The 23,251-nt window shown below is 74.0% G+C and carries 21 protein-coding genes; 6 read left to right on the top strand and 15 right to left on the bottom strand.

Going from position 1 to position 23,251, the window contains the following annotated elements:
- Positions 1-12: 12 nt before the first annotated feature.
- The 4 genes from ADL34_RS08285 to ADL34_RS08275 all read right to left on the bottom strand — a co-directional run bounded on the left by ADL34_RS08285 (position 13) and on the right by ADL34_RS08275 (position 3,375).
- A complete protein-coding gene (locus ADL34_RS08285) occupies positions 13-981 on the bottom strand; it encodes an ABC transporter substrate-binding protein (RefSeq protein ID WP_062665417.1) in 969 nt (322 codons plus the stop codon).
- A 230-nt stretch (positions 982-1,211) separates the two neighbouring features.
- Positions 1,212-2,150, bottom strand: a complete 939-nt coding sequence (locus ADL34_RS08280; RefSeq protein ID WP_062665415.1) for a PDR/VanB family oxidoreductase — start codon at positions 2,148-2,150, stop codon at positions 1,212-1,214.
- A complete protein-coding gene (locus tag ADL34_RS36335; protein ID WP_199835541.1) occupies positions 2,147-2,311 on the bottom strand; it encodes a hypothetical protein in 165 nt (54 codons plus the stop codon). Before ADL34_RS36335 ends, ADL34_RS08280 begins: the two co-directional genes overlap by 4 nt.
- Positions 2,308-3,375 carry an aromatic ring-hydroxylating dioxygenase subunit alpha gene (locus tag ADL34_RS08275; RefSeq protein ID WP_107115573.1) on the bottom strand — a complete coding sequence of 356 codons (1,068 nt, stop codon included), beginning with the start codon at positions 3,373-3,375 and terminating at the stop codon, positions 2,308-2,310. The genes ADL34_RS36335 and ADL34_RS08275 overlap by 4 nt, the downstream gene beginning before the upstream one ends.
- A gap of 222 nt (positions 3,376-3,597) precedes the next feature.
- Here ADL34_RS08275 and ADL34_RS08270 point away from each other — a divergent pair, with 222 nt between their 5' ends.
- Both ADL34_RS08270 and ADL34_RS08265 read left to right on the top strand, forming a co-directional pair.
- On the top strand, positions 3,598-5,007 hold the full coding sequence (locus tag ADL34_RS08270) for a DEAD/DEAH box helicase (protein ID WP_062665413.1): 1,410 nt from the start codon (positions 3,598-3,600) through the stop codon (positions 5,005-5,007).
- 252 nt (positions 5,008-5,259) lie between these two features.
- Positions 5,260-7,311 (top strand): phosphocholine-specific phospholipase C, encoded by a 2,052-nt coding sequence (locus ADL34_RS08265; RefSeq protein ID WP_062665411.1) that lies wholly within the window; start codon positions 5,260-5,262, stop codon positions 7,309-7,311.
- A gap of 11 nt (positions 7,312-7,322) precedes the next feature.
- Here the strand turns inward: ADL34_RS08265 and ADL34_RS08260 are convergent, their stop codons facing one another.
- Positions 7,323-8,333, bottom strand: coding sequence for a hypothetical protein (locus tag ADL34_RS08260; protein WP_062665409.1), 1,011 nt, complete (start codon positions 8,331-8,333; stop codon positions 7,323-7,325).
- Complete coding sequence (locus ADL34_RS08255; protein ID WP_062665407.1) at positions 8,330-9,148, bottom strand: phosphatase PAP2 family protein; 819 nt, start codon at positions 9,146-9,148, stop codon at positions 8,330-8,332. The genes ADL34_RS08260 and ADL34_RS08255 overlap by 4 nt, the downstream gene beginning before the upstream one ends.
- Positions 9,149-9,380: 232 nt before the next feature.
- On the opposite strand from ADL34_RS08255, the gene ADL34_RS08250 reads away from it, so the two are divergent.
- Positions 9,381-9,995, top strand: coding sequence for a TetR/AcrR family transcriptional regulator (locus ADL34_RS08250; RefSeq protein ID WP_062665405.1), 615 nt, complete (start codon positions 9,381-9,383; stop codon positions 9,993-9,995).
- A gap of 147 nt (positions 9,996-10,142) precedes the next feature.
- Here the strand turns inward: ADL34_RS08250 and ADL34_RS08245 are convergent, their stop codons facing one another.
- Positions 10,143-11,093, bottom strand: a complete 951-nt coding sequence (locus ADL34_RS08245) for a DUF2510 domain-containing protein (protein WP_062665403.1) — start codon at positions 11,091-11,093, stop codon at positions 10,143-10,145.
- A gap of 352 nt (positions 11,094-11,445) precedes the next feature.
- Here ADL34_RS08245 and ADL34_RS08240 point away from each other — a divergent pair, with 352 nt between their 5' ends.
- The gene (locus ADL34_RS08240; protein WP_062665401.1) at positions 11,446-14,115 is read left to right on the top strand and encodes an ATP-binding protein; all 2,670 of its coding nucleotides are present in this window, start codon (positions 11,446-11,448) and stop codon (positions 14,113-14,115) included.
- Between the two features lie 7 nt (positions 14,116-14,122).
- Here the strand turns inward: ADL34_RS08240 and ADL34_RS08235 are convergent, their stop codons facing one another.
- Genes ADL34_RS08235 through ADL34_RS08205 form a run of 7 tightly spaced genes read right to left on the bottom strand, consistent with a single transcriptional unit; the run spans position 14,123 to position 20,205 of the window.
- Complete coding sequence (locus ADL34_RS08235) at positions 14,123-14,914, bottom strand: SDR family NAD(P)-dependent oxidoreductase (protein WP_062665399.1); 792 nt, start codon at positions 14,912-14,914, stop codon at positions 14,123-14,125.
- Between the two features lie 45 nt (positions 14,915-14,959).
- Positions 14,960-16,093: a 3-oxoadipate enol-lactonase gene (gene pcaD, locus ADL34_RS08230; RefSeq protein ID WP_062665397.1), complete on the bottom strand. Its 1,134-nt coding sequence runs from the start codon at positions 16,091-16,093 to the stop codon at positions 14,960-14,962.
- On the bottom strand, positions 16,090-17,388 hold the full coding sequence (gene pcaB / locus ADL34_RS08225) for a 3-carboxy-cis,cis-muconate cycloisomerase (protein WP_062665396.1): 1,299 nt from the start codon (positions 17,386-17,388) through the stop codon (positions 16,090-16,092). The genes pcaD and pcaB overlap by 4 nt, the downstream gene beginning before the upstream one ends.
- Positions 17,385-17,990, bottom strand: a complete 606-nt coding sequence (gene pcaG, locus ADL34_RS08220) for a protocatechuate 3,4-dioxygenase subunit alpha (protein WP_062665394.1) — start codon at positions 17,988-17,990, stop codon at positions 17,385-17,387. Before pcaG ends, pcaB begins: the two co-directional genes overlap by 4 nt.
- A 3-nt stretch (positions 17,991-17,993) precedes the next feature.
- Positions 17,994-18,767 (bottom strand): protocatechuate 3,4-dioxygenase subunit beta, encoded by a 774-nt coding sequence (gene pcaH, locus ADL34_RS08215; RefSeq protein WP_062665392.1) that lies wholly within the window; start codon positions 18,765-18,767, stop codon positions 17,994-17,996.
- A complete protein-coding gene (locus tag ADL34_RS08210; RefSeq protein WP_062665390.1) occupies positions 18,764-19,423 on the bottom strand; it encodes a CoA transferase subunit B in 660 nt (219 codons plus the stop codon). Before ADL34_RS08210 ends, pcaH begins: the two co-directional genes overlap by 4 nt.
- Positions 19,423-20,205 carry a CoA transferase subunit A gene (locus ADL34_RS08205; RefSeq protein ID WP_062665388.1) on the bottom strand — a complete coding sequence of 261 codons (783 nt, stop codon included), beginning with the start codon at positions 20,203-20,205 and terminating at the stop codon, positions 19,423-19,425. Before ADL34_RS08205 ends, ADL34_RS08210 begins: the two co-directional genes overlap by 1 nt.
- Before the next feature lie 224 nt (positions 20,206-20,429).
- On the opposite strand from ADL34_RS08205, the gene ADL34_RS08200 reads away from it, so the two are divergent.
- Complete coding sequence (locus ADL34_RS08200) at positions 20,430-20,900, top strand: MarR family winged helix-turn-helix transcriptional regulator (protein WP_062665386.1); 471 nt, start codon at positions 20,430-20,432, stop codon at positions 20,898-20,900.
- On the opposite strand, the gene ADL34_RS08195 is transcribed toward ADL34_RS08200, so the two are convergent.
- Entirely contained in the window at positions 20,884-21,807 is a 924-nt protein-coding gene (locus ADL34_RS08195) for a DUF3048 domain-containing protein (RefSeq protein ID WP_079034029.1), read from the bottom strand. The genes ADL34_RS08200 and ADL34_RS08195 overlap by 17 nt on opposite strands.
- Positions 21,808-22,045: 238 nt before the next feature.
- Here ADL34_RS08195 and ADL34_RS08190 point away from each other — a divergent pair, with 238 nt between their 5' ends.
- Positions 22,046-23,236, top strand: a complete 1,191-nt coding sequence (locus tag ADL34_RS08190) for a zinc-dependent alcohol dehydrogenase (RefSeq protein ID WP_062665384.1) — start codon at positions 22,046-22,048, stop codon at positions 23,234-23,236.
- Positions 23,237-23,251 lie beyond the last annotated feature (15 nt).

Here is a 23,251-nt window from a genome sequence, read left to right as displayed (position 1 = left end):
GGTCCGCGTCCCTCACGGCAGCAGTTCGTCGAGGTTCGGCGGGTTCTTGAAGAGGCCGTCCGACTGGCCGAGTTTCATCAGGGCGTCGATGGAGGACCGGTTCGCCTCGGCCGGCCACTTCGGCAGGGTGACCTTGGCCAGCACCTCCGCCGGGATCTTCGTGTACGTCGTGATGATCTCGCGCGCCTCGTCCGGGTGGGCGTCGGCGTAGGCCAGGGACTGCGCGGCCGCCTTCTGGAACTTCCTCACGACCTCGGGGTTGCGCTCCGCGTACCGCACCGACGTGAAGTACAGGGCGACGGTGAGGTCGGGCGCCACGTCCACCAGCGGCGAGGCGATCTCGACGCCCTCCTGGTTCCTGATCGTGGCCGTCGCCGGCTCGACCACCATGGCGGCGTCGATCTGCCCCTTGTCCAGGGCGGCCGGCATCTGGTCGAAGGGCAGCTCGACGAACTCCACCTCGTCCGGGTCGCCGCCCGCGTCGCGCACCGAGGCGCGCACGGCCGTCTCGTTGATGTTCTTCAACGTGTTGATGGCGACCTTCCTGCCCTCCAGCTGTTCGGGGGACTTCAGCGGGCTGCCCTTCTTGACCATCAGGGCGCCGAAGTCCTCGCCCGCGTTGCCGGTCGAGGCGATGCCGTTGGCGACCGCCCGCACCGGAACGCCGTTGGACTGCGCGACCATCAGGGACGTCACATTGCTGAACCCGAACTGGAACTGACCGCTCGCCACCCCCGGCACGATCGCCGCGCCGCCCTGGGCCGTCGTGAACTCCAGCTCCAGGCCCTGCTTCTCGAAGAAGCCCTTCTTCTGGCCGAGGTAGAGCGGGGCGACGTCGACGATGGGGATGAGCCCGACCTTCACGGTCGTGAGCCTGCCGGACGATCCGCCGCCCTTCGAGGGTTCGTCGCCGGACGAGCCACAGGCCGTCGCGACGAGCAGCAGGGCGCCGGTGGTGAGACCGGCGGACAGACGACGCATGGCTCCTCCTGTACAGACAACGGTGCAACGGTGTTCCGACAGGTTGTGCGCACCGCGCACACTAGTGCGCGTTCTCGCCCAGCGGGAAGGTGGAAGCTTCAACCGAGTCCGAACGCCGTCTGGAACGCGCCGAGTTGAGGTCCCTGACCACCCGCACGCTCATGACCCGCGCGGCCCTTCGGACGAGCTGGGGCGCGTCCGCGCACAGGGGCGCGCCGTCGTCGGCAAGGTCACAGATCGAGGAGCAGCCGCCGCCCCGCGCACCGGGACACGCAGATCATCATCGTCTCGCCGCTCGCCTGTTCCTCGGCGGTCAGCACGGAGTCCCGGTGGTCGGGCGTGCCGTCGAGGACGTCGGTCTCGCAGGTGCCGCAGGTTCCCTCGGTGCAGGAGTACAGCACCTCGACCCCCGCGGCCCGCACCGCGTCCAGCACGGAGACGCCGGGCCCGACGGTGACGGTCAGCCCGCTGCGGGCCAGTTCGACGTCGAACTCCGCGCCCGCGTCTCCGGGTTGGTCCTTCGGCTGGAACCGCTCGACACGCAGGGCGCCCGGCGGGCAGCGCTCCTCCACGGCGTCCAGCAGGGGACCGGGACCGCAGCAGTACACCAGCGTGCCCTCGGGCAGCCCGTCCAGCACCGGGCCGAGGTCCAGCAGACCGCACTCGTCCTCCGGCGCCAGGGTGACCCGCCCGCCGTACGCCGCCAGTTCCGCCGTGAACGCCATGGACCGGCGCGTGCGGCCGCCGTACAGCAGGCTCCACTCGGCGCCCGCCGCCTCGGCCGCGGCCAGCATGGGCAGGATCGGGGTGACGCCGATGCCGCCGGCGACGAACCGGTAGGCGCGGGCGGGCTCCAGCCGGAAGTGGTTGCGTGGACCGCGCACCCGCACCGTGGCGCCCGCTCCCAGCCGCTCGTGCACCCGGGCGGACCCGCCGCGCCCGGCGGGCTCCCGAAGCACGGCGATCCGCCACCGCGCCCGGTCCGCCGGGTCGCCGCACAGCGAGTACTGCCGCTCCAGCCCGGGCCCGAGCAGCAGATCGACGTGGGCGCCGGGCTCCCAGGCGGGCAGCGGCGCGCCCAGCGGGTGGCGCAGGAGGAGGACGAGCACACCGTCGGCGGCCAACTCCGTCCGCTCGACGACGAGTTCCGCCTCGTACGCCTCCGTCACGCCTCGTCCTCCGGCATCCGGTGCCCTTGCGGGTGCGCGAGCATCCACTCCCACATCCGCACCGGGTCCTCGGCCCGGTGCTCAAGGCCGCAGTGACAGGTTCCGTGCAGCAGGTCGGTGCCCGGCACCCAGTCGACGCGGTACACCTCCCCGCCGCTCACCGGACCTTCTCCTCCGGCTTGGCGCCCTGCTCGACCAACCGCGCGAGAATGCGGCGGGCGGCCAGGCCGCCGGTGTCGATGTTGATGCTGAGCTCCTGGTAGCCGTGCCGCTCGGTGCCGAGGGTCTGCTGGAGGAGGTTGAGGGCGTCGACGTCCTGCATCACCACGGTGTGGTTGCTGGCGCGCAGGAACTCCGTGACATCCTCGTCCCCGGTCGCCCAGTCCCGGGACACCGCCCAGAAGTCGTACACCGTGCCGTCCCCGGAGGGCGTGATGGCGTAGGTGACCTCGGTGTGGAAGGCGTCCGGGTCGCTGCCGTCCGGCCGCGGCGACACACCGACCGGCGCGACCCGGCTGTGCAGCACGTAGAGGCAGGGCGCGTGGTACTCGATGTCCTGCCAGCGGGTGATGCGGCCGTCGATCCCGGTCGAGCGGGCGTAGAACGGCGGGCACTCGGCGTCGTCCATGTGCCGGCTCACCCGCACGATGCCCGCGCCCTCGTCCACCTCGGTGGTGATCGGCGTCTCGGCGACCTCGGGGGTGCCGATGTGACCGCCGTGCAGATACGTCTCGTGCGAGAGGTCGAGGAGGTTGTCGACCAGCAGACCGTAGTCACAGTCGATGGGCTCCATCCCGCGCACGGTGACCCAGCCCGGCGCGTCCAGGTGCCGGGCGCGGGGGATACCGGCCGGGTCGGCCGGCTCCGGGTCGCCGATCCACACCCAGATCAGCGAGTCCTGCTCGACCACCGGGTACGAGGCGACGCGCGCCGTGCGCGGCACGCGCTTCTGCCCGGGCACGTACACGCACGTCCCGGTCGTGTCGTACGTGAACCCGTGGTACCCGCACACGATCCGGTCCCCGTCGAGCCGCGTCGGCGCCTCGGAAAGCGGGTACCGCCGGTGCACGCACCGGTCGTGCAGCACGACCGGCGCCCCCTCCTCGGTGCGGTAGAGCACGAGCGTCTCCCCGCAGACACTCCGCCCGAGCAACTCCCGCCCCACTTCGTGACTGTAGGCGGCGACGTACCACTGGTTCCTGGCGAACGCTGTCATGTGCGGCACGGCAGCTGCTCCCGTCGTCGAGGTCGGTGGCGCCATCGTCGGCACCGGCCGCCGGGGGGCGCAATACGGCTTCCGCGTCACGGAAGAAGTCGGACGTGGGCTCCGTGCTAGCGTTGTGCGTTTGCAGCGTCGCTGTGTCGGTGCCCGGTGCGGGGTCCCCGGCCGGCGGCCCCGTCCCTGCCGCGCCTTCCTCGGTACGGTCCCTTTGGAGGAAGGCCTTCCATGAGCGAGTCAGCACGTGTCGACGCCCGGCAGGACGAGATGCCGGGCGGGACCCCGGCGCTGCCCCCGGCGGCGTCCTTCGCGGAGCTGGGGCTGCCGGCCGGCATTCTGCGGGTGCTCGCCGAGCACGGTGTGACGGTGCCCTTCCCCATCCAGGCGGCGGCCCTGCCCAACGCCCTCGCGGGACGGGACGTCCTGGGTCGGGGCCGCACCGGTTCCGGCAAGACGCTCGCCTTCGGTCTGGGGATGCTCGCCCGGACGGCCGGGCGGCGCGCACAGCCCAAGGAGCCGCTGGCGCTCGTGCTGGTACCCACCCGGGAGCTGGCGCAGCAGGTCGGTGAGGTGCTCACCCCGTACGCGGAGGCGCTGCGGCTGCGGCTCACGACCGTCGTGGGCGGAGTGTCCCTCGGACGGCAGGCCGCCGCGCTGCGGGACGGCGCCGAGATCGTCGTCGCCACGCCCGGCCGGCTGCACGACCTCGTCGACCGGAAGGCCTGCCGCCTGGGACGCGTGCGCATCACGGTCCTGGACGAGGCCGACCAGATGTGCGACTTGGGGTTCCTGCCGCAGGTCACGGAGATCCTGGACCAGGTGCGTCCCGAGGGGCAGCGCATGCTGTTCTCCGCCACCCTGGACCGCGACGTCGACCAGCTGGTGCGGGACCATCTGCGCGACCCTGTCGTCCACTCCGTGGACCCCTCGTCCAGCGCGGTCCCCACGATCGAGCACCACGTCCTCGTCGTGCACGGTCCCGACCGGTACGCCGTGACCACGGAGATCGCCGCCCGGGACGGCCGCGTCCTGCTGTTCCTCGACACGAAGCACGGTGTCGACCAGCTCACGCGTCATCTGCGCGCCAGTGGCGTGGCGGCCGCCGCCCTGCACAGCGGCAAGGCCCAGCCGCAGCGCACCAGGACCCTGGCCCAGTTCAAGAACGGGCAGGTCACGGCACTGGTGGCGACGAACGTCGCCGCACGCGGCCTGCACGTCGACGACCTCGACCTCGTGGTCAACGTCGACCCGGCCACCGACCCGAAGGACTACCTGCACCGCGCGGGCCGAACGGCCCGGGCCGGCCGCTCCGGCACCGTCGTGACGCTCGTCCTGTCGGGACAGCGCCGCGAGACGAGCCAGGTCATGGCAGATGCCGGCGTCGCGCCCGAGGTCACCAAGGTGCGGTCCGGCGAGGCCGGGCTCAGCCGGATCACCGGCGCCAGGGCGCCCTCCGGACAGCCTCTCGACCGTGAGCAGGCCGCACAGCGCCCCAAGAACCACAACGCCCCGTTCCGCGGCCTGGGCACCACCAAGGACGCGAAGGGCGGCTCCGGCGGCAGGCCGTCCCGCAAGAGCAGCGAGGCCCGCAAGCTCGCGGAGGCCCGCCAGGCGGCCCGGGTGCGGCGCGGCGGCTGAGTCCGGCCTTCCCAGGACGGCGCTCTGAAGTGGGCGCCGTCCGCAGCCGCGGCCACATCTCGCGAACGCGGTCATGTGCGGCACGGCAGCGGCGCCCGTCGCCGGGAAGCGCCGCACCCCGTGTACCCGTGACCTTCACACGCGTGCCATCGCACCCTTCCCCGCCGTTCGGTACCCCTGGAACACTCCTGTCGCGCGCGTTGTCACCGACCGGCCGGATCACCGTTCACGTTGGGAAGAGGTCTTCCACCCATGCCCGAAGTCAACCGGCGCCGATTCCTGCAGATCGCGGGTGCCACCACGGCGTTCAGCGCCCTGTCGAGCAGCATCCAGCGGGCCGCCGCGCTCCCGGCGCACCATCGCACGGGCTCTCTGGAGGATGTCGAGCACATCGTCGTCCTCATGCAGGAGAACCGTTCCTTCGACCACTACTTCGGCACCCTGCGCGGCGTCCGCGGCTTCGGCGACCCCCGCCCGGTCCGGCGGGACGACGGCAAGCCCGTCTGGCACCAGTCGGACGGCGTCAAGGACGTCCTGCCGTTCCACCCGGACGCCGACGACCTCGGCATGCGGTTCCTGGAGGGCCTTCCGCACGGCTGGGCCGACGGGCACCAGGCGTACAACGGCGGCAAGTACGACCGGTGGGTCCCCGCCAAGGGCACCACGACGATGGCGTACCTGACCCGCGAGGACATCCCCTTCCACTACGCCCTCGCCGACGCGTTCACCGTCTGCGACGCCTACCACTGCTCGTTCATCGGCTCGACCGACCCCAACCGCTACTACCTGTGGAGCGGTCACACGGGCAACGACGGCACCGGCGGCGGCCCCGTCCTCGGCAACGACGAACTCGGCTACGGCTGGACGACGTATCCCGAGCGCCTGGAGCGGGCCGGGGTGTCCTGGAAGATCTACCAGGACATCGGCGACGGACTCGACGCCGCCGGCTCCTGGGGCTGGATCGGCGACGCGTACCGAGGCAACTACGGCGACAACTCCCTGCTGTACTTCACCAAGTACCGCGAGGCCCGGCCCGGCGACCCCTGGTACGACAAGGCCCGCACGGGCACGGACGCCAAGGCCGGCGACGGCTACTTCGACCGGCTGCGCGCCGACGTCCAGGCCGGCACGCTCCCGCAGGTCTCCTGGATCGCCGCCCCGGAGGCGTTCTCCGAGCACTCCAACTGGCCGTCGAACTACGGCGCCTGGTACATCGCGCGGGTCCTGGACGCCCTCACCTCGAACCCGGAGGTCTGGTCGAGGACGGCCCTGTTCATCACCTACGACGAGAACGACGGCTTCTTCGACCACGTCGTGCCGCCGCTGCCCCCGCAGGACGCCTCCCGGGGCCGGTCCACCGTCGACGTCTCGCTCGACGTCTACCCGGGCGACGCCACACGGACGGCCGGGCCCTACGGCCTCGGCCCGCGCGTGCCGATGCTGGTCGTCTCGCCCTGGAGCAAGGGCGGCTACGTCTGCTCCGAGACGTTCGACCACACCTCGATCCTGCGGTTCATGGAGCGCCGCTTCGGCGTCGAGGAGCCCCAGATCTCACCCTGGCGGCGGGCCGTCTGCGGCGATCTGACCTCGGCGTTCGACTTCTCCCGCAAGGACAGCCGGCCCGCCGGGCTGCCGGAAACGGACGCCTACGAGCCGCCGGACCGGCAGCGGCACCCCGACTACCGGCCGACGCCCCCGGCCGAGGCGGGCATGCCCCGGCAGGAGCGCGGGCTGCGGCCCACCCGTCCGCTGAGGTACGCCCCGCACGTGGACGGCCACGTCGACACGGCGGCCGGCACCTTCACGCTGGCGTTCGCCTCCGGCGCCAAGGCGGGCGGCGCCTTCCACGTCACCTCGGCCAACCGCACCGACGGCCCGTGGACGTACACCACCGAGGCCGGCAGGAGCATCACCGGCACCTGGGACTCGGCGGCCTCGAACGGCTCGTACGACCTCACCGTGCACGGCCCGGCCGGGTTCTTCCGCGCCTTCCGGGGCGGGAACGCGGTGGCCGGCCCCGAGGTCACCGCCCGGCACCGGGGTGAGGGCGTCGAGCTGACCTTCACCAACGCGGGCCGGTCCGCGGCCCGGCTGCGGATCGCCGACGGGTACGGCGGCCGTGCCGTCACGGTGACCGTGCGTCCCGGCGCCTCCGTGCGCCGCACCTTCGCGCTGGCGGCGAGCCGCCGCTGGTACGACCTGACCGTCACGGCCGAGGGCGACCGCGCGTTCCTGCGGCGCCTCGCCGGGCACGTCGAGAACGGGCGGCCGGGGGTGAGCGACCCGGCGACGCTGACCGCGTAGCCGGGTCCGGTTCACAGGGGGGTGAGGTGCCCCGGGTCGGGGTGCCGGGGCAGCACCACCCGCTCCGGGGCAGCCGACCCGTGCTCCAGGGCCAGGACGGCGGCCACGGGGTGCTCGTCGTCCGCGGGGTCCGACGCGATGGCGGGCTCGGTCGCGGTCGCCGGGCCGGCCGGTGCGGGGCCGGCCGGTGCGGGGCCGGCCGGCGCGGGTGCGGCGCGGGTGAGCAGCACCACACCCCAGGACGCCAGGCCCGCCCCGGCCAGCGCGGCCAGCACACCGGCCGGTCCGCCCCGCAGCCGTTCGCCGAGCAGGACCAGCCCGATCACGGCCGCCGCGAGCGGGTTGGCGAGGGTGACCACGGCGAGCGGGGCGCCGAGGCCGCCCCGGTAGGCGGTCTGCGACAGCAGGAGTCCGCCCGCCGCGAGCGAGGCCACCAGCACGGCCACCCCGGTGACCTGGAGGCTGAGCAGCGGCGCGGAGTGGTCGGTGGCGGCCACCGTCACCGTCTGGGTGAGCGCCGAGGCGACTCCGGAGGCGAAGCCGGACGCGGTCGCGTGCCGCAGCCCTGGCCGGGCGCCCGGCCAGGCCAGCAGACCGGTCAGGGCGACGGTCACCGCCGCGACCCCGATCGCCTCGGAGGTGCTCAGCACCTCGTCGGGCGCGGCCCCGGACGCCGTCACGAGGATCGCGGCCAGACCGGTCAGCGTCAGCGCCGTGCCGCGCCACTCGACGGCGCCGACCCGGCGGCCCGCGAGACGCGCGCCCAGCGGTACGGCGGCCACGAGCGTGAGCGCGCCGAGCGGCTGGACCACCGTCAGCGGGCCGTACTTCAGGGCTATGACGTGCAGGAGCGCGCCGGTCGCGTTGAGCAGCACCGTCCCCCACCAGGCACCCGAGCCCAGCAGCCGCACCAGGCCGGCACCGGCGCTGCGGGAGGCCAGCCGCTCCTGGGCGACGGCGGCGGTGGCGTAGGCGACGGCGGAGACCAGGGACAGCGCGACGGCGAGCGCGGTGGCGGTCATCGTCCCGCCCCCACGAGGACGGCGTCCCGGCCGGCGGCCTCGCCCCGGCGGGGTGCCGGCAGGAGCCGTCCGGCGCCCCGGCCGGCCGTGGTGGCCGTGGGTCCGGGCCGGGGGAGCAGGGCGAGCGCGAGACCCAGCAGGGCCGTCGCCGCGAGCGCGTCGAGCCAGTAGTGGTTGGCCGTGCCCACGATCACCAGCAGGGTCAGCGCGGGGTGCAGCAGCCACAGCACGCGCCAGCGCGACCGGGTGACGGCGATCAGGCCGAGCGCCACCATGAGGGCCCAGCCGAAGTGCAGCGACGGCATCGCCGCGAACTGGTTGGAGAGCTGGTCGCTCTGCGGCGGGCCGTAGACGGAGGGGCCGTAGAGGCGGGCGGTGTCCAGCAGCCCGGTCGCGGCGAGCATGCGCGGCGGGGCGAGCGGGAACGCCAGGTGCAGCAGCAGGGCGGCCCCGGTGACGGCGGTCAGGACCCGGCGGGCCCAGACGTAGTGCGCCGGGCGCCGCAGGTACAGCCAGACCAGGAAGGCCAGGGTGGCCGGGAAGTGGACGGTCGCGTAGTAGGTGTTGGCCGCCCGCACCAGGGCGTCGCCGTGCAGCAGGAGGTGCTGCACCGCGCCCTCCCGGGGGAGGTGGACCGCGCGTTCCAGGTCCCACAGCCGGTCCGCGTTGCGGAAGGCCTCGGCGGTGTGTCCGGCCGCCAGCTGGCGGCCGGTCTTGTAGACGAGGAAGAACCCCGCCACGAGCAGGAGTTCGCGGACCAGGGATGGCCGCGGTGGCGCGGCCTCCTGCTGGGAAGGCTCGGTGCGGGCATTCATCCCCCGGCCCCTTCGCTGACGTAGGTGGTGCTGGCTGAGCTGTCGGGCTGGGGACTGCTCCGGCTCGGCACACTCATCGATACGTGCCCGTTCCGAAACGGGCTTGTACCGATACGCCACTGTACCGATACGCCAGCGTTCCGGTACAGTGGCGTTTCGATAGATGTGCGACACACTGGAGGGCGGGCCCCTCGGCGGTGGGCGCCGCACCCGGGAGCGAGGAGACGAGCAGATGACGTCGCAGGCCGCGGACGGACCGGACACGGTCGCCGCCTCGCGCCGCTCCAAGCTCACCCGGGAGCGTGAGCAGGAGTTCTTCGACGCCGTTCTCGACCAGATCCGCGCCTGCGGCTACGACTCCGTCACCATGGAGGGCGTCGCGGCCAGCACCCGGTGCAGCAAGGCCACGCTCTACCGGCAGTGGCGGACCAAGCCGCAGTTCGTCGCGGCCGCCCTGCGGGCCAGCCGGCGGACCCGCTTCGACGGGATCGACACCGGCACCCTGGCCGACGACCTGAGGGAGGCCGCCCGCGCGGCGGGCGCCTGGTCGGCCAAGGACACCCGGCTGCTCCAGGCCCTCGGCCACGCCGTCACGCAGGACCCGGAGCTGCGGACGGCGCTGCGCGAGGCGCTCATCGACCCCGAGATCGACGCGCTCAAGCAGATCCTGCGGCGCGGGGTCGAGCGGGGCGAGGTGCCCGCCGACCACCCGGCGCTCGACTACATCCCGGCCCAGATCTTCGGCGTCCTGCGGGCCCGTCCCGTCCTGGAGGGCAAGGACGCCGACCCCGAGTACATCGTCCGGTTCGTGGAGGCCGCCGTGCTGCCCACGCTCGGACTGACCTGAGACCCAGGCCGCCGTCCGCGGGATGACTGGACGGCGGCCTGCGGCGCCGCACCGTGGGGACGGGGGCGGCGCGCACCACCCGGCCGGGTGGGGTGCCCCTTGAGCGGAGGGGCCGCCCCACCCGGCCGGGTCACGTCCGGGCCGCGCTCACACGTCCTGACCGGGGCCGCCGCCCGTGGAGACCTCGATGCCCTTCGCGATCTCGTCCAGGACGCCCTGGCCCTGGTCGACGTCCACCCCGAGGCGGACGACCGCGATCTCCTTGCCGCCGGAGGCCGGCGACGGGAAGGCGAGCGACTCGACGTAGCCGTCCGAGCCCTCGCTGGTGACCGCCTGCCAGCGGACGAGGTAGCCCTTGCGCCCGGCCACGGTCACCGCCTCGGAGGCCAGCACCTTGTGCGAGGTGATCTTCCCGTAGCCCTTGCCGTAGGACTCCTCCGCGTTCGCCGCGATGTCCGCCTTGGCGACCTCCTCCGGGGTGTCGCCCGACGTGCGCAGCACGAGCGCCGGAGCCGAGTAGGCGCCGCCCTTCATGCAGGTCTCGGACTTCTGCGCGGGGCACGGGTAGGTGTCCTTCGAGGCCACGTGCGCGCCCGTGCCGATCTGCTGCCCGTACCAGCCGTCCGGCACGGGGAGGCTGATCCCGTTCAGCGGGTCGGTGACCGAACCGCTCTCCACCTTCGGCGGCTCGGACTCCTCCGGGCCCTTCGAGGGGCCGCCCGATTCCCCGCCGGGACCGCCGGGCAGGTCCGGGCGGTCCGGGGCCTGCCGGGAGCCCGCGGCCGTGCCGCCCGGGCCGTCCTCCGCTGTCAGCGCGTACACGCCGACGCCGATGCACGCGAGGACCACCGCCGCCACGCCGACGGCTATCCCGGTGCGCAGTCCGCGCCGGCCGCCGGGCCGCACCTGGCCGGGATAGCCGGGGTGCACGGGGTACGCCGGATACGCCCCGCCGGCCGGAGGCCCCGCCGGGGCGCCGGTCCCCGTGGGGCGGACCTGGTCCGTCCACACGCTTCCGTCCCACCAGCGCTCGGTGGGCGGGCCGTCACTGTGCCGGCCTGGGTCGGGGTACCAGCCGGGAGGAGTCGCCTGCGTCATACGCCCACCGTATGAGGTGCGGGTGAAAGCCGGATGAGAGGGCCGGGGCCGGGGCCGTGCCCCGGCCGGGGAGGCGGCGCGCGGGGACGCCTCCCCGGCCGGGGAGCGCGGTACGCAGGGGCCCGCCCGACGGAAGGCGGAACCCCCGGCGAAATCCCCGACTGCCCACTCCTGGCCGGAATTTGACTGTCATTCAGTCGACAAGGGCCATGTCGCGGACCGTTCCCGTCGCCCGCCCGCACCGGCCGTCACCCGTCGCGGCAACAGGTGCCCCGACCGCTCTCCATTCCGTCCGCCGGAGGGCTACGCTCGGGGTCTGTACGTCGTCCGGGCGACTTGGGGAGGTAGCGGGATGACGGAGGTACGGCCCACGCAGGCCGCCTCGGCCTCCCTCTGGGAGCGCGACGAGGAAGTCGCCGCCATCGGGCGGGCCCTGGACCGGCTGTGCGTGGACGAGACCACCGAGGGCAGCCTGCTGGTGCTCCGCGCCGAGGCGGGACTCGGCAAGACCGCCCTGCTGGCCGAAACACGCCGTATCGCCGAGGCCCGCGGCTGCACCGTCTGGTCCGCCCGGGGCGGGGAGACCCTCAGCTCCGTCCCCTTCAACGTCGTACGGCAGTTGCTCCAGCCGGCGCTGCTGTCGCTGATGCCGGAGGAGGCCCGCGAGTACCTCGGCGACTGGTACGACATCGCCGGCCCCGCCCTCGGCATAACGGACCCCGGTGAGCGGCAGGCCGACCCGCAGGGCGTGTGCGACGGACTCGTCGCCGCCGTCCGCCGGCTCGCCCGGCGCGAATGGCCCTTGGTGCTGCTCATCGACGACGCCCACTGGGCCGACCAGGAGACCCTGCGCTGGCTCGCCGCCTTCAGCGAACGCCTCGACGAACAGAACGTCATGGTCGTCGTCGCCCGCCGCCCCGGCGAGGTCAGCGGCGACGGCGCCCGCCACCTCGACGCCGTCGCCGACGCCGGCACCTCCGTCGCCACCCTCAGCGCCCTCACCCCCGAGGCCACCGCCGGACTGACCCGCGCCACCCTCGGCAGCCACGCCGACGCCGCGTTCTGCCGCGAGGTCTGGGCCGTCACCGGCGGCAACCCGTACGAGACCGTGGAACTCCTCGCCAAGGTCCAGGAGAACGAGTTCGAGCCGACCGAGGCGACGGCCGGCGAACTGCGCGCCCTGAACCGCGCCGCGCGCGGCGGCGGCCTCGTCGCCCGCCTGGAGACACTCGGCATCGAGGCCACCCGGTTCGCCTGGGCCGCCGCCATCCTCGGCACCGGCATCACCGTCGACCTGGTCGCCGAGCTGGCCACGATGAGCGTCGACGACGCCGTGCGCTGCGCCGAATTGCTGTGCAACGCCCGCATCCTCACCGAACCCGACCCGGCCGGGGTGCAGCCCGACGACGGCGAGTTCCAGTTCGTCCACCCGCTGATCGCCACCGCCGTCTACAACTCCATCCCGGACGCCCTGCGCACCGCCATGCACGGCATCGCCGCCCGCGTCGTCACCGACAACGGCCGGGGCGCGGCGGTCGCGGCCCGCCACCTCCTGGAGGTCCACCCCGACGGCGACGAGGAACTCGTCGAGCAGCTGCGCGAGGCCGCCCGCGAGCACCTGGCCGTCGGCGCCCCCGACGCGGCCCGCCGCTGCCTGGAGCGGGCCCTGGTGGAGCCGCCCCGGCCCGAGATCCACGCCCATGTGCTGTACGAACTCGGCTGCGCCACCCTGCTGACCGCGCCCGCCGTCACCATCGACCATCTCCAGCGGGCCCTCGCCCTGCCCGGCCTCGACGGCGACGACCGTGTCGACGCCGTCTACCGGCTCTCCCAGGCCCTGCTCCACAACGACCAGCTGGAGGAGGCCGTCCGCACCGTCGAGGCCGAGGCCGCCCGGCAGAGCGGACCCACCCGGCTGCGGCTCCAGGCCGTGCAGTTCATGTGGGAGGGCATCCACGGCGAGGCCGCCTCACCCGGGCGCTCCGCCCGCCTCGCCGAGCTGGCCGCCACCTGCGCCGGCCGGGACAACTCGGAGCGCGCCCTGCTCATCCTGCGCGGCTTCGACGCCATGGCCCGCGGCGAGAACGCCGAGGAGGTCGCCGAGCTGTGCGACCGCGCCCTCGTCAACGGCCGCCTCGCCCCCGGCCTCGGCTGGACCGACCCCGAGTGGGGTCTGGAACTGCCGATGATGCTGGCCAGCGCCTACGCCTTCACCGACCGCCTCGACCGCGCCGAGACCCTCTACAACGAGGCCCTGCGCGCGTACGAGTCGGTCGGCTGGAGCGGCGGCCATCTCGCCCTGGCCCACGCCTACGTCGGTCTCGGGCACCGCAGGCGCGGCCGGCTCCAGGAGGCCGAGGCGTCCCTGCGTCAGTCGCTGGCGCTCGCCGAGCGCGTCGGCCGGCGGCTGCCGCTGCACTGGTCCGCGACCTGCAACCTCGTCGACACGCTGCTCGCCCGCGGCCATGTCGAGGAGGCCTGGGACATCGCCGAGCAGTACGGCTTCGCGCCGCCCTATCCGTCCACCATCGTCCTGCCGGACCCGCGCGCGGTCCGCGGCCGGCTGCTGCTCGCCGTCGGCCGCACCAAGGAGGGCGTCAACGAACTGGAGGCCGCCGAGAAGGCGGCCGCCGTCCGCGGCCACCACAACCCCGTCCTCGTCCCCTGGGCCGTGGACCTCGCCCGCGCCCTCGCCAACGAGGACCCCGCGCGGGCCGCGCGGCTGGCCGCCGAGGTCCGCCGGCACGCCGAACGGCTGGGCACCGACACCGCGATCGGCGAGGCCCTGCGCTGCGCGGCCGCGCTGGAGACCGGGCAGCGGGCCGTCCGCCTCGCCGAGCGGGCCGTCACCTATCTGGAGGCGTCGCCCTGCCAGTACGAGCATGCCGTCGCCCGCGTCGAGTACGGACTGGCCGCCCGCTCCGCCGCCGAGCTGCGGCGCGGGCTCACGCTGGCCCGCTCGTGCGGTGCGGACGGTCTGGTGCGCCAGGCCGAGACGGCCCTGGCCACCGGCCTGGTCTGAGCGCCGGTCACAGGCTCAGCAGCTGCTCGGTGACGGCGGTCAGCCGCTCACGGGTGGCGGGGTCGTAGGCGGCCGGGTGGGCCCGCGCCGGCGACGTCCCGTCGAAGTAGCCGCCCGAGCCCAGGTCCCGGGTGGCGAGCGCCAGGACACCCGGGGCGCCGTCGGCGACCGTGTGCAGGGGAGTGAGGCCGCTGTCGCGGACCATCGCCGTGTCCATGTGCGTCGCCGGGTGCACCACGTTCACCGAGACACCGGTGCCGGCCAGCTCCTCTGCGAGGGCGAACGTATGGACCGCCAGGGCGAACTTGCTGCGGCAGTACGCCGCCACGCCCTCGTAGCCGCGGGTCATCTCGGGGTCGCCGGGGTCGAGCGGCTCCTGGCCCGCCGAGCCGACGTTCACGATCCGGGCCGGCGCGTTCGCGCGCAGCACCGGAAGCAGTTCGCGGGTCAGCACCACCGGCGCCAGGTAGTTCACCGCGAGCCGCAGTTCGTGCCCGTCGGCGCTCAGCTCCCGGCGGGTGCGGTCCGGCCCGCCGCCGACCGCCGCGTTGTTGATCAGGACGTCCAGTTCGGGGTGGTCGCCCGCGACGTGCGCCGCCAGCTCCCGGACCTGGCCGAGCGAGGCCAGGTCGGCCACGTACCCCTCGGCCTCCCCGTCGGCCCGCAGCTCCTCGACGAGCCGTTCCGTGCGGCGGGCGTCCCGTCCGTGGGCGAGCACCCGGTGCCCGGCACGGACCAGTTCGACGGCGAGGTGGCGGCCGAGCCCGGAGGTCGCGCCGGTGAGCAGCAGCGTGGACATGCCCTCACCGTAGGCACGCGGGACGGCTCGTGCGCGCCGCCCGGGTCATCCGGCGGTGCCGGAGTCCGCGTCGGACTTCTCGGTGAGCACCCGCTGGGCGACGGCGAACGCGGCGTTCGCGGCCGGCACCCCGCAGTACACGGCCGTCTGGAGCAGTACGGCTCCGATCTCGTCCGGCGTCAGCCCGTTGCGCCGGGCCGCCCGGACGTGCATCGCCAGCTCGTCGAGATGCCCGTGCGCGACCAGCGCCGTCAGGGTGATCAGACTGCGTTCACGCCTGCTGAGCGTCGGGTCGGTCCACACCTCGCCCCAGGCGTAGCGCGTGATGAAGTCCTGGAAGCGCGCGGTGAACGCGTCCTGGCGGGCCTGCGCCCGGTCCACGTGCGCGTCGCCCAGCACCTCGCGGCGCACCGCCATGCCCCGCCCGCCGTCGCCGCCGAGGTGGGCGCGCAGTGCCGTGAGCACGGCTTCCGGCCGCTCCGCCGGGGCCAGGTGCGAGGCGCCCGGGATCTCGACGAGCGCGGCACCCGGCACGGCGTCCGCGATCTCCCGCAGATGGGCGGGCGGTGTCGCCGGGTCCTGCCGCCCCGCGACCAGCAGGGTGGGCAAGCAGACGCGGTCCAGCTGGTCCCGCAGGTCGAACGCGGCCAGCGCGTCGCAGCACGCGGCGTAGGCGGCCGGGTCCGCCTCCCGGTGGTCGCGGACCAGCCTCGGCACCGTGAAGCCGGGGGTGAACCACCGGGAGTCCGCCTCGTCGGCGAGTCCGGCCAGGCCCTCCCGCCGCACCCGCGCGGCCCGCTTCTTCCACGGCTCGTCGCCGCCGAAGTGCGCCGACGCGCAGATCACGGCCAGCGAGTCGACCCGCCGGGGGTGGTGGACCGCCAGATGCATCCCCACGGCGGCGCCGAGCGACACACCCGCGTACGCGAACCGCTCGACGCCGAGGGAGTCGGCGAGGGCGAGCACCAGGCCCGCGAGGTCGCCGACCGTCGCCCCGACGCCGATCAGACCGGCCGGTGAGCGGCCGTGGCCGGGCAGGTCCCAGCGGATCACCCGGTGGGTGGCGGACAGCTCGGGCGCCACCGCGTCCCACAGCGCCTGCGACGTGCCGAGCGAAGGGCCGAGCAACAGCGGGGGCGCGGAGGCGGGGCCTTCGGCGCGATGGTGGAGAAGGGTCAACGTCGCTCCAGTGCACGGTCGGTGAGGGCTCCCGCGGAGCCGGTGTAGTGCGTCGGGTCGAGGTCGGCGCCGGCCAGCTCGGGCGCCTCGGCGAGCGGCCGGCCCTCGGCGGCCAGCCGGGCCAGCAGCTCCTTGGCGCGGGCGCGGCCCAGCTCAGCGGCCAGTTCGGCGGACAGACGCTCCGAGACGACCGCCCCACCGGTGAGGTCCAGATGCGCGCGCATCACGTCCGGGCGCACCCGCAGCCCCTCCGCCAGCTCGGCGGCGTCGCGGGCGGCGCCGCCCACCAGGCGCAGCAGGTCCCGCAGCGGCTCCCACTCCGCGTGCCAGGCACCGGCCGGCCGTTCGTCCTCGGCGACCAGCGACCCGTACAGGGTGGCCGCGAGCTGCGGGGCCCGCCGGGCGGCGGCGACGATCAGGGTGGACCGGACGGGGTTGGACTTGTGCGGCATGGCGGAGGACCCCCCGCCGCTGCCCTCGGCGACCTCGGCGATCTCGGTGCGCGACAGGGTCAGCACGTCGACGGCGGCCTTCCCGAGCGCCCCCGCCGTGAACGCGAGACAGCCCGCGAGGTCGGCCACCGGCGTGCGCAGGGTGTGCCACGGCAACGCGGGGACGCGCAGACCGAGTTCACGGGCGTACGCCGCCGGCAGCGCGGCCGGGTCGTTCGCCCCGTACGCGCCGAACGCCGCCAGCGTTCCCGCCGCGCCCCCGAGTTGGGCGGGCAGCGTGTCCCGTACGGCCGTCGTCCGGTCCCGCGCGTCCAGGACCAGCGCCCGCCAGCCGGCCGCCTTCAGCCCGAACGTCGTCGGGACGGCGTGCTGGGTGAGGGTGCGCCCGGGCAGCGCGGTGTCCCGGTGCGCGGCGGCGAGCCGGGCGAACGCCCGGCCGGTGCGCTCCAGATCGGCGAGGACCGGGCCGAGGGCGCGCACGGCCACCAGCATCGTCGCGGTGTCCATGATGTCCTGGCTGGTGGCGCCGAGGTGCACGCAGGGGCCGTGCTCCTCGCCGACGGCCCGGGTCAGCGCGCCGACCAGGGGGATGACCGGGTTGCCGCCCGAGCGGGCCTCCTCGGCGAGCGCCCGCGCGTCGAAGCGGTCCGCGACCGCCGCGCCGGTCACCGCCCGGGCGGCCGCCTCCGGGACGAGGCCGAGGGCCGCCTGGGCGCGGGCGAGCGCGGCCTCCGCGTCCAGCAGGGCCTGCAGGAACGCCGCGTCGCCGGTCGCGCGGGCCGCGTCCGAGCCCGTCCAGCCCGGGGCGAGCAGTCCGCTGTCACCGGATGCCGCAGAAGTCACTGGTACTCCAGGAAGACCGTCTCGCCTTCGCCCTGAAGACGGATGTCGAAACGGTACGTGGCACGGCCCTCGTCCCGCGCGACCAGCGTGGCGCGTCGCTCGCCGGCCAGCCCCGCGAGCAGCGGGTCGGTGGCGTGTGCGGCCGTGTCCTCCGGCAGGTAGATCCGCGTGAACAGGTGCACCAGCAGGCCGCGCGCGAACACGCAGACGCTCAGATAGGGGGCGCTGCGCCCGCGGGCGCCGGGACGCAGGGTGCGCGTGTACCAGTGCCCGTCCGCGTCGGTCTGAGCCCGGCCCCAGCCGGTGAACTCCACGCCGTTGCGGCCCAGATGCCCGCCGCTCGCCGGGTCGCGCCGCATCGAGCCGTCGGCGGTGGGGACGCTCCCGTCGGGGCCGGCGCCCCACACCTCGAGGAACGCGTCGGGCAGCGGCGCGCCCGCGCCGTCCAGGACGTACCCGTGCACGGTGATGGTGTCCGGGTGCCCGAGCGGCGCGATCTCCTCACCGCCCAGGAACGGCAGCGCGTAGCCGTAGAAGGGGCCCACCGTGTGGGAGGGCGTGGGCGGCACGCCGCCCGGTCCGCCGGTGTCGGTCGTCGTCACGGCTCAGCGCCCCTCTTCCCGCCAGGTGGCGTGCGGTCCGTCCAGCACGATGTCCCAGCGGTAGCCCATCGAGAACTCCGGCACCGACAGGTCGTGGTCGTAGGTGGCGACGAGCCGCTGCCGCGCGGCGTCGTCGGTCACGGACTGGATGATCGGGTCGTACGGGAACAGCGGATCGGCCGGGAAGTACATCTGGGTGACCAGGCGCTGGGTGAAGGCCGTGCCGAACATCGAGAAGTGGATGTGGGCGGGCCGCCAGGCGTTGAGGTGGTTGCGCCACGGGTAGGGGCCCGGCTGGACGGTCGTGAAGCGGTACCGGCCGTCCGCGTCCGTGAGGGTGCGGCCCGCACCGGTGAAGTTGGGGTCCAGCGGGGCGTCGTGCTGCTCGCGCCGGTGGGCGTACCGGCCGGCCGCGTTGGCCTGCCAGATCTCGATGAGCTGGCCGCGCACCGGGCGCCCGTCGCGGTCCAGGAGCCGCCCGGAGACGGTGATCCGCTCGCCGACGGGTTCACCGGTGTGCTGCCGGGTGAGGTCGTTGTCGATCTCGGTGACGTCCCGGTCGCCGAAGGCGGGGGAGTGCAGCTCGACCATCTCCGGGTCCATGCTCACGTCGACGGCGACCGGCGGCTGCTTCGGGTGGCGCAGCAGGGACGACCGGTACGGCGCGTAGTCCCGGCGCGGATGGTGCTCGGCCGGCTCCCCGTCCGCGATCCGTTCGCGGTACGCGGCGCGCTCGGCCGCGATCTCCTGGTCGATGTCGTGCTGGGTGAGGGTCATGGGGTGGTTCCTCGGTGCTCGTCGGCGTCCGTGATCAGTTCGGCGCCGGTGCGGGCGGCGATCTCCCCGGCACTCACGCCGGGCGCGGTCTCGACGAGCCGCAGCCCCTCCGGCGTCACGTCCAGGACGCCGAGGTCGGTGACGACGCGGTCCACGCACGCCCTGCCGGTGAGCGGCAGCGTGCACTCCCGCAGGATCTTCGGGGAGCCGTCCTTGGCGGTGTGGGTCATCACGGCGATGACCGTGCGGGCCCCGTGGACCAGGTCCATCGCCCCGCCGATCCCGGTGATCATCGTGCCGGGGACGGCCCAGTTCGCCAGGTCGCCGCGCTCCGACACCTGCATGGCGCCCAGCACGGCCACGTCGATGTGCCCGCCCCGGATCATCGAGAACGACAGCGCCGAGTCGAAGAAGGAGGCGCCCGGCAGGACCGTCACGGTCTCCTTTCCGGCATTGATCAGATCCGGGTCGACCTGGTCCTCCGCCGGATAGGGGCCCGTGCCGAGGATGCCGTTCTCGGACTCCAGAACCACCTCGACGTCCGGCGGCAGATGGTTCGGGATCAGCGTGGGCAGCCCGATGCCGAGGTTGACGTACTGCCCGTCCCGCAGCTCGCGGGCGGCCCGCGCGGCCATCTCCTCCCGGGTCCAGGCCATCAGCCGCTCACCGTCCCCGGCGCCGCCGGCGGCGAGACCGTACGCCGCTCGACGGCCTTGTCGGCTGCCTGCTCCGGGGTGAGCGCCACCACCCGCTGCACGAAGACGCCCGGCAGATGCACGGCGTCCGGGTCGATGCCGCCGGGCTCGACGAGCTCCTCGACCTCGGCGATCGTGACCCGCCCGGCCATCGCGGCCAGGGGGTTGAAGTTCCGGGCGGACTTGGCGAACACCAGGTTGCCGTGCCGGTCGCCGCGGGCGGCCCGCACCAGCGCGAAGTCGGTGCGGATGCCGCGCTCCAGCACGTACTCGACGCCGTCGAACTCGCGGACCTCCTTCGGCGGCGAGGCGAGCGCGACCCCGCCGGAACCGTCGTAGCGCCACGGCAGCCCGCCGTCGGCGACCTGGGTCCCGACGCCCGCCGGGGTGTAGAAGGCGGGGATGCCGGCGCCCCCGGCGCGCAGCCGCTCGGCCAGCGTGCCCTGCGGGATCATCTCCACCTCGAGCTCCCCGGACAGGTACTGCCGGGCGAACTCCTTGTTCGCGCCGATGTAGGAGCCGGTGACCCGGGCGATCCGCCCCGCCGACAGCAGGACGGCGAGCCCGGACTCCATCGCGCCGCAGTTGTTGGAGACGACCGCGAGCCCGGACACCCCGCGCTCGTACAGCGCCTGGATCAGCACGTTCGGCACGCCGCTCAGGCCGAAGCCCCCCACCGCGAGCGACGCCCCGTCGCCCACGTCGGCCACCGCCTCCGGTGCCGTGGCGACCACCTTGTCCATCCGGGATGCCTCATCTCCTCCGAGGTCCCTTTCGACCGTCGGACGCCGAAGTGGTCAGCGCACTGAGCATCAGTGCAAGGTGCGTCTCACGCTGCCACCGGGGGAGCGAGTACGTCAATGCCCCGTCGTTGCGCCGATCGTGGGAGGCTCCACGGCGGCGAGCACCATGCCGGGATCGGCTATCGTTCAGTGCACCGACGAAAAAAGCCACCCAGGGAGCGCGCATGGCCGCCGTGGACCTCGGCACCCACCCCGGGCATCTGGCCCGGCGGCTCCAGCAGGCGCACCATCTGCTGTGGAACACGATGGTGTCCGAGGAGATCACCTCGCCCCAGTTCGGCGTCCTCAACACTCTCGTCGCCGAGCCCGGCCTCGACCAGCGGACGGTGGGGGAGCGGGTCGGGCTGGACCGGTCCACCATCGCCGAGGTGATCACCCGGCTCGGGCGCCGCGGGCTGCTCGACAAGGTGCGTGACCCGCAGGACGGGCGGCGGTCCCTGCTGCACCTCACCGACGACGGGCTGCGCACGCACAAGCGGCTGACCGTGCGCACCGCGCGGATGAACCAGGTCTTCCTCGCCCCGCTCTCCGGCGAGGAGCGGACGCTGTTCCTCGACCTGATCCGGCGGGTCGCGGACGCGGCGGAGGGGCTGCGCAACCCGGGGGACCCGGGCGGGATCAGGACGCCTTCGTGAACAGCACCCACACCTGACCCCGCCCGAAGGGCATCGGCCTCCCGTCCTCCGTGGTGAACGTCGTGCCGTCCGTCGCCTTCGGCCGCTCCCACCGCACGTCGTAGGCGCGCCCGTCGCGCAGCACCCGCGCCTTCCCTTCGCCGACCGTCTCCGTGAACGGCGTGTTGTTGCCGAGGAAGTCGTGGAACGCGGACTGGCGCACCTTCACCTCCTGCACGACGACCGTGGGCGCCGCCATCCGTCCGCCGTCCGTCGTCACGGCGGCCTCGCCGTCCATGGAGATCAGCCAGCGCTTCTTGTCCGGGGACCAGGTGAAGGTGTACCGGGCGGCCGGATACCGCACGCTCTGCGAGGCCGTCTCCCGACCGCCCTCGGGAGCGGCACCGAAGTGGAAGCCGGTGGTCAGCGCGTCCGCGCCCGGCGCCGAGGGCAGCAGCCGGCCGGGCCGCAGATACAGGTTGTGCGGGACGGGCCGGTCCGGGTTCCGCACGTAGGCGTCGGACGCGGTGCCGGGCGGCCTCGCCCGCACCGACGACTTGTCGATCAGCGGCAGCAGCTTGCTCTGCGCCCCGGAGAACGCGAGCGTCGGCCGGTCGAACTGGGCCAGCAGCTCCAGATCGCTCTCGCGCGCGCTGCGCACCGGCCCGACCGTCTCCGGCAGCCGCGTCGCGTACACCGCCATCAGACGGCTCAGACCGCCCTCGACCTGCTCGACGTACACGACGTCCGCGGCGCCCAGCCCGGTCTGGGGCCGGGCCGCGCCGACGTTGTCGATCTTCACCGCCAGCACCGACGCCCGGCGGGCGCTCGCGTCCGGTGACGCCTGACTGCCCCGGCCGTCGTCCTGCCCGGACGTGCAGCCCGCCGCCAGGGAGGCCGTCAGGGCGGCGGCCAGCAGAGCCGCCACGCTCCTGGCACGCCCGCCGCGCACCCGTTGCCGTCTGCCCACCGTCGTCACCCGTGCCCACCCACCCTGTCCATGGCACCAGTCTTGCGCTTATCGGTTCATAAGACCCATACCCGATCGGGTGCATTTCCGATCGGACCCGAAGTCGATCGGCGGCCGCCGCCCGGTTCGGCGAAGGAGCCCGGGGTACCCGGCGCCACGCACGAACGCGCACAGGCGACGGAGGGAGCGCGGGGCGATGAGGGCAGTGACCTGGCAGGGAAAGCGGGACGTGCGCGTGGAGAACGTGCCCGATCCCAGGATCGAGGAACCCACCGACGCGATCATCCGCATCACGTCGTCCGGACTGTGCGGCTCCGACCTGCACCTGTACGAGGTGCTGACGCCGTTCATGACACCCGGCGACATCCTCGGTCACGAACCGATGGGCATCGTCGAGGAGGTCGGCGCCGGAGTACCGGACCTCCAGGCGGGCGACCGGGTCGTGGTGCCGTTCCAGATCGCCTGCGGCGACTGCTGGATGTGCCTGACCGGCCTGCCGACCCAGTGCGAGACCACCCAGGTCACCAGCGAGGGCATGGGGGCGCCCCTGTTCGGCTACACGAGGCTGTACGGCGCGGTGCCGGGCGCCCAGGCCGAGTACCTGCGCGTCCCGCAGGCCCAGTTCGGGCCCATCAAGATCCCGGAGGGGCCGGCAGACGACCGGTTCGTCTACCTCTCCGACGTCCTGCCGACGGCTTGGCAGGCGGTCAAGTACGCGGACGTTCCCAAGGGCGGCAGCGTGGCGGTCCTCGGCCTCGGCCCCATCGGCGACATGGCCTGCCGGGTCGCCCAGCTCCAGGGCGCCGGCCAGGTGTTCGGCGTCGACCTGGTGCCCGAGCGGCTGAAGAGGGTCCGCGACCGGGGTGTCGAGACGTACGACCTGCGCAGCTTCGACGACGAGAAGGAACTCGTCGCCGCCATCCGCGACGCCACCGACGGCCGGGGACCGGACGCCGTGATCGACGCGGTCGGCACCGAGGCCCACGGCAGCGCCGCCGCCAAGCTGGCGCAGTCGGCCGCCGCGATCATGCCCCGCAAGATCAGCGGCCCGTTCGCCGAGCGCTTCAGCGTCGACCGGCTGGCCGCCCTGTACACCGCGATCGACCTGGTCCGGCGCGGCGGCACGATCTCGCTGTCCGGCGTCTACGGCGGCATGGCCGACCCGATCCCGCTGCTCACCCTGTTCGACAAGCAGATCCAGCTGCGGATGGGCCAGGCCAACGTGCGCCGCTGGGCCGACGAGATCCTGCCGTACCTCACGGACGAGGACCCGCTCGGCGTCGACGAGTTCGCCACCCACCGGGTGCCGCTCAGCGACGCCCCGCACGCCTACGAGATGTTCCAGCGCAAGCAGGAGGGCGCGATCAAGGTGCTGATGAAGCCCTGACCGGCCGTACGAGGA

Source organism: Streptomyces sp. NRRL WC-3605 (assembly GCF_001509795.1).
Taxonomy (GTDB): domain Bacteria; phylum Actinomycetota; class Actinomycetes; order Streptomycetales; family Streptomycetaceae; genus Streptomyces; species Streptomyces viridochromogenes.
This window is presented reverse-complemented; position numbering and strand designations above follow the sequence as displayed.

Coding starts and splice junctions, on each gene's coding strand:
- ADL34_RS08270 (WP_062665413.1), top strand. CDS start 3,598: ATGAGCGAGTCAGCACGTGTCGACGCCCGGCAGGACGAGATGCCGGGC.
- ADL34_RS08265 (WP_062665411.1), top strand. CDS start 5,260: ATGCCCGAAGTCAACCGGCGCCGATTCCTGCAGATCGCGGGTGCCACC.
- ADL34_RS08210 (WP_062665390.1), bottom strand. CDS start 19,423: ATGGCCTGGACCCGGGAGGAGATGGCCGCGCGGGCCGCCCGCGAGCTG.
- ADL34_RS08240 (WP_062665401.1), top strand. CDS start 11,446: ATGACGGAGGTACGGCCCACGCAGGCCGCCTCGGCCTCCCTCTGGGAG.
- ADL34_RS08250 (WP_062665405.1), top strand. CDS start 9,381: ATGACGTCGCAGGCCGCGGACGGACCGGACACGGTCGCCGCCTCGCGC.
- ADL34_RS08235 (WP_062665399.1), bottom strand. CDS start 14,914: ATGTCCACGCTGCTGCTCACCGGCGCGACCTCCGGGCTCGGCCGCCAC.
- ADL34_RS08285 (WP_062665417.1), bottom strand. CDS start 981: ATGCGTCGTCTGTCCGCCGGTCTCACCACCGGCGCCCTGCTGCTCGTC.
- ADL34_RS08190 (WP_062665384.1), top strand. CDS start 22,046: ATGAGGGCAGTGACCTGGCAGGGAAAGCGGGACGTGCGCGTGGAGAAC.
- ADL34_RS08205 (WP_062665388.1), bottom strand. CDS start 20,205: ATGGACAAGGTGGTCGCCACGGCACCGGAGGCGGTGGCCGACGTGGGC.
- ADL34_RS08255 (WP_062665407.1), bottom strand. CDS start 9,148: ATGAATGCCCGCACCGAGCCTTCCCAGCAGGAGGCCGCGCCACCGCGG.
- pcaH (WP_062665392.1), bottom strand. CDS start 18,767: ATGACCCTCACCCAGCACGACATCGACCAGGAGATCGCGGCCGAGCGC.
- ADL34_RS08245 (WP_062665403.1), bottom strand. CDS start 11,093: ATGACGCAGGCGACTCCTCCCGGCTGGTACCCCGACCCAGGCCGGCAC.
- ADL34_RS08260 (WP_062665409.1), bottom strand. CDS start 8,333: ATGACCGCCACCGCGCTCGCCGTCGCGCTGTCCCTGGTCTCCGCCGTC.
- ADL34_RS08200 (WP_062665386.1), top strand. CDS start 20,430: ATGGCCGCCGTGGACCTCGGCACCCACCCCGGGCATCTGGCCCGGCGG.